General features: G+C 71.8%; 10 protein-coding genes. 6 read left to right on the top strand and 4 right to left on the bottom strand.

All coding sequences use genetic code 11. From position 1 onward, the window contains the following. From VR44_RS26645 to pdhA, 3 genes are all read right to left on the bottom strand, one after another. Window positions 1-463: biotin/lipoyl-containing protein (locus VR44_RS26645; RefSeq protein WP_045950151.1), on the bottom strand; the 463-nt coding region annotated here is incomplete at its 3' end. A 13-nt stretch (window positions 464-476) separates the two neighbouring features. Continuing rightward, window positions 477-1,457 carry an alpha-ketoacid dehydrogenase subunit beta gene (locus VR44_RS26650; RefSeq protein ID WP_045950152.1) on the bottom strand — a complete coding sequence of 327 codons (981 nt, stop codon included), beginning with the start codon at window positions 1,455-1,457 and terminating at the stop codon, window positions 477-479. Further along, complete coding sequence (pdhA, locus tag VR44_RS26655; protein ID WP_045950153.1) at window positions 1,457-2,671, bottom strand: pyruvate dehydrogenase (acetyl-transferring) E1 component subunit alpha; 1,215 nt, start codon at window positions 2,669-2,671, stop codon at window positions 1,457-1,459. Before pdhA ends, VR44_RS26650 begins: the two co-directional genes overlap by 1 nt. A 325-nt stretch (window positions 2,672-2,996) precedes the next feature. Here pdhA and VR44_RS26660 point away from each other — a divergent pair, with 325 nt between their 5' ends. Together VR44_RS26660 and VR44_RS26665 are read left to right on the top strand one after the other, a co-directional pair. Beyond that, a complete protein-coding gene (locus tag VR44_RS26660; RefSeq protein WP_045950154.1) occupies window positions 2,997-3,656 on the top strand; it encodes a response regulator in 660 nt (219 codons plus the stop codon). A 206-nt stretch (window positions 3,657-3,862) separates the two neighbouring features. After that, window positions 3,863-4,291, top strand: coding sequence for a pyridoxamine 5'-phosphate oxidase family protein (locus tag VR44_RS26665; protein WP_045950155.1), 429 nt, complete (start codon window positions 3,863-3,865; stop codon window positions 4,289-4,291). A 97-nt stretch (window positions 4,292-4,388) separates the two neighbouring features. Here the strand turns inward: VR44_RS26665 and VR44_RS26670 are convergent, their stop codons facing one another. Continuing rightward, entirely contained in the window at window positions 4,389-6,017 is a 1,629-nt protein-coding gene (locus VR44_RS26670; protein WP_045950156.1) for a protein kinase domain-containing protein, read from the bottom strand. A 226-nt stretch (window positions 6,018-6,243) separates the two neighbouring features. Between VR44_RS26670 and VR44_RS26675 the strand changes: the two genes are divergently transcribed. The 4 genes from VR44_RS26675 to VR44_RS26690 all read left to right on the top strand — a co-directional run. Continuing rightward, window positions 6,244-7,914, top strand: a complete 1,671-nt coding sequence (locus VR44_RS26675) for a protein kinase domain-containing protein (protein WP_045950157.1) — start codon at window positions 6,244-6,246, stop codon at window positions 7,912-7,914. A gap of 138 nt (window positions 7,915-8,052) precedes the next feature. Next, the gene (locus VR44_RS26680) at window positions 8,053-8,550 is read left to right on the top strand and encodes a hypothetical protein (protein ID WP_045950158.1); all 498 of its coding nucleotides are present in this window, start codon (window positions 8,053-8,055) and stop codon (window positions 8,548-8,550) included. Between the two features lie 71 nt (window positions 8,551-8,621). After that, the gene (locus VR44_RS26685; RefSeq protein ID WP_045950159.1) at window positions 8,622-9,290 is read left to right on the top strand and encodes a PadR family transcriptional regulator; all 669 of its coding nucleotides are present in this window, start codon (window positions 8,622-8,624) and stop codon (window positions 9,288-9,290) included. Between the two features lie 25 nt (window positions 9,291-9,315). Further along, window positions 9,316-9,844 (top strand): ABC transporter ATP-binding protein (locus tag VR44_RS26690; RefSeq protein WP_245692251.1); only part of this gene is annotated, 529 nt, incomplete at its 3' end.

Below are 9,844 nucleotides of genomic sequence, written 5' to 3' on the forward strand. Positions count from 1 at the left end.
CGGCGGCCGGGGCGGCCGCGGCGGCCGGAGCCTTGCGCGGGCGGCGCTTCGTGGAGGACTGGGAGACCCCGTAGCCGACCAGGACGGGCTGGCGGGCGGCGGGCTCCTCGGCCGGAGCGGCCGGAGCCGGAGCGGCCGGAGCCGCGGCGGCGGCAGCCGCCTCGGTGACCTCGACGGAGGCCTGGACGCCCGCCGCGGCGGGCTCCTCGGCACCACCGGCACCACCGGTCTCGACGGAGATGATGACCTGGCCGACGTCGACCGTCACGCCCTCCTCGAAGAGCAGCGCGTGCACCACCCCGTCGAAGGGGATCGGCAGCTCCACGGCCGCCTTCGCGGTCTCCACCTCGCAGACGACCTGCCCGTCGGTGACCGTGTCACCCGGCTGGACGTACCACTTGAGGATCTCGGCCTCGGTCAGGCCCTCGCCCACGTCGGGCATCTTGAATTCGCGGATCGTCATGGCGCGGCTCTCCTCAGAACGCCAGCGAGCGGTCGACGGCGTCGAGCACGCGGTCCAGGCCGGGCAGGTACTCGTCCTCCAGGCGGGCCGGCGGGTAGGGGGCGTGGAAGCCGCCGACGCGCAGTACCGGGGCCTCCAGGTGGTAGAAGCACCGCTCCGTGATGCGAGCGGCGATCTCCGAGCCGGTGCCGAGGAAGACCGGGGCCTCGTGGACCACGACCAGCCGGCGGGTCTTCTCCACCGAGGCCTGGATCCCGTCGAAGTCGATCGGGGACATCGAGCGCAGGTCCAGGACCTCGACCGACTTGCCCTCCTCGGCGGCCGCGGCCGCCGCCTCCAGACAGACCTTCACCATGGGGCCGTACGCGGCCAGGGTGAGGTCGGCGCCCTCGCGGACCACCCGCGCCTTGTGCAGCTCGCCGGGGATGGCGTCGGTGTCGACCTCGCCCTTGTCCCAGTAGCGGCGCTTCGGCTCGAAGAAGATCACCGGGTCGTCGCTGAGGATCGCCTGCTGGAGCATCCAGTACGCGTCGCTGGCGTTCGACGGGGAGACCACCTTCAGGCCCGCGACGTGCGCGAAGAGCGCCTCGGGGGACTCGCTGTGGTGCTCGACCGCGCCGATCGCGCCGCCGTAGGGGATACGGACGACGACCGGCAGCTTGATCTTGCCGAGGGCGCGCGCGTGCATCTTCGCGAGCTGCGTGACGATCTGGTCGTACGCGGGGAAGACGAACCCGTCGAACTGGATCTCCACGACCGGCCGGTAGCCGCGCAGGGCCAGGCCGATGGCGGTGCCGACGATGCCGGACTCGGCCAGCGGGGTGTCGATGACCCGCTCCTCGCCGAAGTCCTTCTGCAGCCCGTCGGTGATGCGGAAGACACCGCCCAGCTTGCCGACGTCCTCGCCCATGATCAGGACCTTGGGGTCGGTGTCCATGGCCTTGCGGAGGGACTCGTTGAGCGCCTTCGCGATCGACATCTTCACGGCAGCCATCAGTGACCCTCCTCGGCCTCGAAGGAAGCGAGGTAGGCGGCGAACTGGGCGCGCTCCTCGTCGACGAGCGCGTGCCCGTCCGCGTAGACGTTCTCGAAGATCGCCATGGTGTCCGGGTCGGGCATGGCCCGCACCACCTCGCGGACCCGCTTGCCGAGGGCCTCGCTCTCCGCCTCCAGCTCCTCGAAGAACGCCTCGTCGGCACCCCCGGAGGCCAGCAGGTGGGCCTTCAGGCGCAGGATCGGGTCCTTCGCCTCCCAGGCGGCCGTCTCCTCGTCCGCGCGGTACTTCGTCGGGTCGTCGGAGGTGGTGTGGGCGCCCATGCGGTAGGTGAACGCCTCGATCAGGGCCGGGCCCTCGCCGCGGCGGGCGCGGTCCAGCGCCCAGCGGGTGACGGCCAGGCAGGCGAGGACGTCGTTGCCGTCGACGCGGATTCCGGGGAAGCCGAAGCCCTGGGCGCGCTGGTAGAGCGGCACGCGCATCTGGCGCTCGGTCGGCTCGGAGATCGCCCACTGGTTGTTCTGGCAGAAGAACACCACGGGGGAGTTGTAGACGGCGGAGAAGTTGAAGGCCTCCATCACGTCGCCCTGGCTGGACGCGCCGTCGCCGAAGTAGGCGATCACGGCGGAGTCGGCGCCGTCCTTGGCCACGCCCATGGCGTAACCGGTCGCGTGCAGCGTCTGCGAGCCGATGACGATCGTGTAGAGGTGGAAGTTGTTGCCGTTGGGGTCCCAGCCGCCGTGGTTCACGCCGCGGAACATGCCGAGCAGGTTCGTCGGGTCGACGCCGCGGCACCAGGCCACGCCGTGCTCGCGGTAGGTCGGGAAGACGTAGTCGTCGTCGCGCAGTGCCCGGCCGGAGCCGATCTGGGCGGCCTCCTGGCCCAGCAGCGAGGCCCACAGGCCCAGCTCGCCCTGGCGCTGGAGGGCGGTCGCCTCGCCGTCGAAGCGGCGGGTCAGGACCATGTCGCGGTACAGGCCGCGCAGGTCCTCGGTGGTGACGTCCGCGACGAAGGCCGCGAACTCGGCCACCTCGGGGTGGTTGCCGACCTCGACCCGTTCACCCTCGGGCGTCAGCAGTTGTACGAGCTGAGGCTCGGCGTCGTGCGGCTGTGCGGTGGCAGCGGCGGTCTTGCGGGCGCTCGCCGCGCCTGCCGCCCGCTTGGTGCCGCTGCTGCGTCGCGGCTTGCGCGCGGCAGTGCTCTCCACGGTCACGTGTGCTCCTCCGTCGGTCCGGCACCCGGGTTCTCCGGGGACCAGTGCGGCTCACCTGTATCCGTATCCGTACACGGGGTGGGTGCACGGCGCGTTTCGGATTCAGGCGTGACAGGTGCCCCGGCGAGTGCCCTGCGCACAGCACGTTACCCAGTGCGACGCATAACTGCGAAACCCCGTTTGACCTGCGATTTTGCTTGGATATCCAAGTAAATCGGCCGCTGCGGGAACAACCACTGGTCACAGCCTTGCAGGCGGCCGGAACAACGGCACGTTATCCCGGGTAACTCCGGCAGGGAAGAGGTGAGTGTGTGAAGATGAGCTTGTGCGCGAAAACGGAAAAATCAAGGTATTTCTCCTGGACGACCACGAAGTAGTACGTCGGGGCGTTCATGAGCTTCTGTCGGTCGAAGAGGACATCGAGATCGTCGGCGAGGCCGGTACCGCCGCGGACGCCCTGGTCCGCATCCCCGCTACCCGCCCCGACGTGGCCGTCCTCGACGTGCGCCTGCCGGACGGCAGCGGTGTCGAGGTGTGCCGTGAGGTCCGCTCCCAGGACGAGGACATCAAGTGCCTGATGCTCACCTCGTTCGCCGACGACGAGGCGCTGTTCGACGCCATCATGGCGGGTGCCTCGGGCTACGTCCTCAAGGCGATCCGCGGGAACGAGCTGCTCAGCGCGGTGCGTGACGTGGCGGCCGGCAAGTCGCTGCTGGACCCGGTGGCGACCGCGCGGGTGCTGGAGCGGCTGCGCGACGGCAAGAACGGCAAGGGCGACGACCGGCTCGCGAACCTCACCGAGCAGGAGCGCAAGATCCTCGACCTGATCGGCGAGGGCCTGACGAACCGGGTCATCGGCGAGCGGCTGCACCTGGCCGAGAAGACCATCAAGAACTACGTCTCCAGCCTGCTGTCGAAGCTGGGCATGGAGCGCCGCTCCCAGGCCGCCGCGTACGTCGCCCGCCTCCAGGCGGAGAAGCGCTAGCCGCGCTCGATCCGGCGCCGAGGGTGGCGCAACCCCGTTCGAGCGCTGGCCGGGCGGGAGCCGAGTGGACGTCGAGCGGATTTCGAGCGTGACGCCCCGTGGTCGCCCGCTTCCCCGGGGCGCACGGTTCGATTCGGGACCAACGTCCTCGGTGATCGGGGCGGGATCCTCTTTCCCGGCCGCCCGCCGGGGCCGAGAGTGGTCACATGTCACCGGAGGAAACAGCCGCCGTCGAATTACTGCGCCGTGTGCCGTACGGCCGGGTCGCCACCAGCATGCGCGCGCTCCCGTTCCTCGCCGTCGCCCGCCACATCGTGGTGGGCGGCAGGATCGTCCTGAGAATGCACGCCGGTTTCGGCTATCACCACGCCTGTAATGGCAGCGTGGTCTCCTACGGGGCCGACAACGTCAATTCGGGCGCGCCACGGCTCTGGTCCGTGCAGGTCACGGGCACGGCGCGGCTCGCCGAGCCGACCACAGCGGAACTGGAACTATTCGGTCCGGCACCGCATTTCGTGGACGGCGAGGTCTTCGACCCGGTCTACATGAGGATCGAGCCCCAGTTCGTCACGGTGCACACCCTCGGGGCGGGGAACAGCGGCCGTTACGACCGGCCCCGCCTGCACGCACTCTGACGTACGGAAAGCGGGCGCGGACGCGCCGGAGGCCCGGCGGAACGGGAATTCCGCCGGGCCTCCACGCATGCGCACCACCGCCGGCAGGCGGCCTCCGCTAGTCGGCGGCCTCCGCGCCGGCCGGGCTGCCGCCGCCCCCGCTGGGCGGGGTCGGCTTGGTGGTCGGCGGCTCCACCGGGGTGGTCTTCGGCGGCGGGGTCGTCGGGTTCTTGGTCTCCGGCGAGGACGATCCGCCCGAGGACGCCGACGGGGTGGTGCTCGGCGTCCACTTGCTGCGGCTCGGGGCGGGCGTGAAGGTGTCCTCGTCGTGCGAGCGGCCCGTCTCCGGGCTCGACGAGGCCGACGGGCTCTCCTGCGAACCGGGGCTGCTCTGCCCCGTTGCCGGGGTGCTCACGCTGGTCTTCGGCTTGGCGCCGCCACCACCGGGGAGGCTGCCGGTCTTGATGGCGTACGCGACACCACCGGCGATGGCCAGCACCGCGAGCAGCGCGAAGAGCCAGACCTTCCACTTCCCGCCGCGGGAGCCGTTGTCGTACCCGTCGTAGCCGTCATAGCCGTCGTACCCGCCGTGGCCGCCCGGGCCGCCGCCGTGGCCGTGCCCGTGGCCGCCGCCGGGGAAGGCGGTGCCGTCGTCCGGGTTCAGCGGCGGCACCATCGGCTGCTGGAACTGCGAGGTCGTGTTGTGCGAGGGGTACTGGGGCCGGGGGCCGCCGTTGCCGCCCGCGGGCATCATCGAGGTCTGCGCGGAGCCGGGCTGGCCGTGCGGGAGCGCCATGACGACCGGGCCGGTGTTCCAGGTGCCGGTGTTCGGGCCCTGGTCCTGGAGCATCTGGAGGGCGTACTGGACGAGCCCGCGCATCTCCTCGGCGCTCTGGAACCGGTCGTCCGGGTCCTTGGCGAGCGACCGCATGACGAGGCCGTCGAGCTCCTGCGGGATGTGGTGCCCCTCGGGCAGCTGCGAGGGCGGGACCGGGGCGTCCTGGACGTGCTGGTAGACCACCGACAGCGGGGTCTCGCCGGTGAAGGGGGGCCGCAGTGCGAGGAGTTCGTAGAGCAGGCAGCCCGTCGCGTACAGGTCGCTGCGGTGGTCCACGGCCTTGCCGAGGGCCTGTTCCGGCGAGAGGTACTGCGGGGTGCCCATGACCATGCCGGTCTGGGTCATCGTGGACTGCGCGCCGTGCAGGGCGCGGGCGATGCCGAAGTCCATCACCTTCACCGCGCCGGCGTTGGTGATGATGACGTTGGCCGGCTTGATGTCGCGGTGCACGATGCCGTGCTGGTGCGAGTAGGCCAGCGCCTCCAGCACGCCCGAGACGATGATGAGCGCCTGGTCGGGCCCCGGGGCCTCCGCGCTGAGCAGCAGCTCGCGGATGGTGCGGCCCTCGACCAGCTCCATCACGATGTACGGGACCACGTTCGGGCCGACCCGGTCCTCGCCGGAGTCGTACACGGCGACGACGGCGTGGTGGTTGAGGCCGGCGACCGACTGTGCCTCACGGGTGAAGCGCGCCTTGGACACCGGGTCCTCGGCCAGGTCGGCGCGCAGCAGCTTCACGGCCACGGTGCGGCCCAGCCGGACGTCCTCGGCGGCGAAGACCTCGGCCATGCCGCCGCGGCCCAGGCGGTGGGTCAGCCGGTAACGGCCGTCCCCCACGAGGCCGCCCGCGCCCCAGTGCTCAGGACCATCGGCCATCCCGGCGCCGTTTCCCTCGGGTTCGGGTGCCATCAGTCCTCGCCGTCGTCTCTCTCGTCCGCTCTAGCGGTGGGGCCTCTTCGGGTTCTGCGGTGAACGCTACAGCCTCCGAACCCGTCACCGTTCGGCTACAGACACCGCGTAGGCCCGCGGTCACGCAGCGGGCACCGGCTTGACGTGTGCTTGCCCTCCGGCAGACTGGGCGCGACATGCGCTCAGCCAGACGCGTAGCAACAGAGCCCGAGGGGAAGCAACAGTCATGAGCCAGGACGGCACACAGGGCCGGTACGCAGGCGGCTCCCTGGCCGGTGGCCGTTACCAGCTAAGGGATTTGCTGGGCGAGGGGGGCATGGCCTCGGTCTACCTCGCGTACGACTCCGCGCTCGACCGACAGGTCGCCATCAAGACGCTCCACAGTGAGCTGGGACGCGAGGCGTCCTTCCGTGAGCGCTTCCGGCGCGAGGCGCAGGCTGTTGCGAAACTGTCGCACACCAACATCGTCTCGGTCTTCGACACGGGCGAGGGAACCGTCACGTTCGGCGCCGGCGGCGGCGACGAGGCGGTCATGCCGTACATCGTCATGGAATACGTGGAGGGCCGGCCGCTCGGCTCGGTCCTCGACGCGGACGTGCAGCAGTACGGGGCCATGCCGGCGGACAAGGCGCTGAAGGTGACGGCCGACGTGCTGGCCGCGCTGGAGACCAGCCACGAGATGGGGCTGGTCCACCGCGACATCAAGCCCGGCAACGTGATGATGACCAAGCGCGGCGTGGTCAAGGTCATGGACTTCGGCATCGCCCGGGCCATGCAGTCCGGGGTCACCTCGATGACGCAGACCGGCATGGTCGTCGGCACCCCGCAGTACCTGTCGCCGGAGCAGGCGCTGGGGCGCGGCGTGGACGCCCGCTCCGACCTGTACTCGGTCGGCATCATGCTGTTCCAGCTCCTGACGGGCCGTATCCCCTTCGAGGCCGACTCCCCGCTGGCGATCGCGTACGCGCACGTCCAGGAGGAGCCGGTCGCCCCGTCCTCCATCAACCGCTCCATCACGCCGGCGATGGACGCGCTGGTGGCCCGGGCGCTGAAGAAGAACCCGAACGAGCGCTTCCCCACGGCCGCGGCCATGCGGGACGAGATCCTGCGGATCATGTCGGCCGGCCAGACCGGCGCCCCGGCCATCGTCCCGGGCGTCGCCACGGGCGGCAGCGGCGCGGGCGTGGGCTCGACGGTGTTCCCGCCGGTGGACGCGGGCTTCCAGGCGCCGCCGCCGCATTCGCTGCAGCAGCCGTACCAGGCCCCGCAGACCCCGCCGCCGTCCCCGTACGCGCAGCCCGTGCAGACGCAGCAGCAGCCGGGCTACGCCTACCCGCACACGGCTCAGGCGCCGCAGCAGCACCAGCAGCAGTACGCGCCGCAGACGCCGCCGCCGTTCACCATCTCGCCCAGCCAGACGTCCGCTCCGGCGTCGTCCTCGGGCGGCGGGAAGAAGAACACGCCGGTGGTGGTCGGCGCGATCGTGGTGGCCCTCGTGGCCATCGGCGGGCTGATCGCCGTGCTGAACATGGGCGGCGACGACGAGGACAAGAACAATTCGGCGAAGCCGTCCGCCTCGTCGTCGGCGTCCGCCTCGGCCGCGGCGGGGCACAAGGGGCCCGACCCCTCGCGCACCATCGAAGCGGACAAGTGCAAGAGCCCGACGAAGTCCTTCAAGGACTCCACGAAGGTCGTCGCGCCGGACTTCCGGTACAAGAACGTGCTGTCGATCAAGCAGTGCATCCAGGCCGCCGGCTGGAGGTACAAGATCACCGAGCGCGACGAGTCCGTCTACGGCCAGGACACGGTGCTGGAGCAGCTGCCCGAGGCCGGGGCGGACGTGCCCAAGGAGGGTACGGAGTTCACGCTGATCGTCTCGACCGGCAATCCGTCGTAGCGGACCGCCGCTGACGCCCGGGCATCCCGGGGCACCCTGACGGGTGTCCCGGGATGCCCGTTTTGTCCCCCTGTGTCAATCTGAGGGCGGCGCCTCGACTTTCCGGCGTCCCGGCCGCACGGAACGGGAGGGGCACCCGTGAACCGACGCCTCCGCGCCCCGCACTGGACGGCCGGAGCCGCGCTGGCGGCCGCCGCGCTGCTGACCACCGCACCCGCCTGCGCCACCTCCGCCCGCGCCCCCCTCGCGGCGGTGCGGGCCGGCTCCGACCAGGCCGACGCCGTACCCGAGGAGGCCTACGAGGAGCTCGCCGGGAGCGCCGGCGGGGTCGGGCGGGAGCACCCGGGACTGCCCGCGGACGCCCCGGCCGACCCCGAGGTCACCAGCCTCTCCCGGCCCGCGCACCCGGTCCGTCCGGCCCCCCGCCCGGAGCGCCGGGAGCCCGTCGTGAACCAGCGGCCCGCCGCGCCGCCGAGCCCCTCGCCGAGCCGTGGCGCTCCGGCCTCGGCGCTGGGCACCGAGCCGAACGAGCGCGTCGCCGACCTGGCCGCCCACCTGCTGCCCCTGGGCACCGGACTGGCCCTGATGGGCCTGGGGCTGGGGTACATCGGCGTCCGGCTGCGGCGGGGCCGATAGGGGCCGGCAGACCCCGGACCCTGGACATACTCGGTATACATACTGAGTATGTCCATGTATACATACTGAGTATGTCGATCCGTCACGGCCTTCTCGCACTGCTGGAACGGGGCCCCCGCTACGGCTCCCAGCTGCGCACCGAGTTCGAATCCCGCACCGGCTCCACCTGGCCCCTCAACGTCGGGCAGGTGTACACCACCCTGGCCCGGCTGGAACGCGACGGGCTCGTCGCACCCGGCGGGGAGGACGCCGCCGGGCACACCCTCTACGCCATCACCGACACCGGGCGCACCGAGCTGCGCGCCTGGTACGAACGCCCGGTGGACCGCACCAGCCCGCCCCGCGACGAGCTGGCCATCAAGCTGGCCATGGCCGTCGGGGCCCCCGGCGTGGACATCCGCGCCGTCATCCAGTCCCAGCGGCACGCCACGATCGGGGCGATGCAGGACTACACCCGGCTCAAGGCCCAGGCCCTCGCCGCCATCGAGAGCGGGCGGGCGAACGAACGGGACGACGTGGCCTGGCTGCTGGTCCTGGAACAGCTGATCTTCCAGACCGAGGCCGAGGCCCGCTGGCTCGACCACTCCGAGGCCCGGCTCGTCCGGCTGGCCGCCCTCGGCACACCGGCCGGCACACCGGCCGCGCCCGCCGCCGGCCCCGGGGCGGCGCCGCCCCGGACGGCCTCCACCGGCCCGACCACCGGCACCACCGGCACCGCCGCCCGCACCCGGCGGGGCTGAACGACCCTTCCAAGGGGGACCCTTCATGCCCGAGCAGCAGCACAGCTCCCACCACCCGGACCACTTCGGCCATGGCGGCGACGCCGCCTACGCCGCCCAGCCGTACGCGGGCCGGGCGTCGCGGCCCTCCGCGCCCTCCGCGCCCCCCGCGCCCTCCCAGCCCGTGCTCCGGCTGGAGAACCTCGTCCGCACGCACGGCAGCGGCGCCACCGAGGTGCACGCCCTGCGCGGGATCGACCTCGCCGTCCACCCCGGCGAACTCGTCGCCGTGATGGGCCCCTCCGGCTCCGGCAAGTCCACCCTCCTGACCCTCGCGGGCGGCCTCGACACCCCCACCAGCGGCCGGATCGTGGTCGAGGGCGTCGACATCACCACCGCCGGACGCCGCAAGCTGGCCGCGCTGCGCCGCCGCAGCATCGGCTACGTCTTCCAGGACTACAACCTCATACCGGCTCTCACCGCCGCCGAGAACGTGGCCCTGCCCCTCGAACTCGACGGCACCTCCGCCCGCAGGGCGCGCACCGCCGCCCTCGCCGCCCTGGAGGAGATCGGCC

The sequence above is a fragment of the Streptomyces katrae genome, assembly GCF_000966975.1.
In the GTDB taxonomy this organism is placed as follows: domain Bacteria; phylum Actinomycetota; class Actinomycetes; order Streptomycetales; family Streptomycetaceae; genus Streptomyces; species Streptomyces katrae.

Bases quoted from the DNA above. Each gene is read 5' to 3' on its own strand.
- VR44_RS26670 (WP_045950156.1), bottom strand. From the start codon at position 6,017: ATGGCACCCGAACCCGAGGGAAACGGCGCCGGGATGGCCGATGGTCCT.
- VR44_RS26675 (WP_045950157.1), top strand. From the start codon at position 6,244: ATGAGCCAGGACGGCACACAGGGCCGGTACGCAGGCGGCTCCCTGGCC.
- VR44_RS26650 (WP_045950152.1), bottom strand. From the start codon at position 1,457: ATGGCTGCCGTGAAGATGTCGATCGCGAAGGCGCTCAACGAGTCCCTC.
- VR44_RS26685 (WP_045950159.1), top strand. From the start codon at position 8,622: ATGTCGATCCGTCACGGCCTTCTCGCACTGCTGGAACGGGGCCCCCGC.
- VR44_RS26665 (WP_045950155.1), top strand. From the start codon at position 3,863: ATGTCACCGGAGGAAACAGCCGCCGTCGAATTACTGCGCCGTGTGCCG.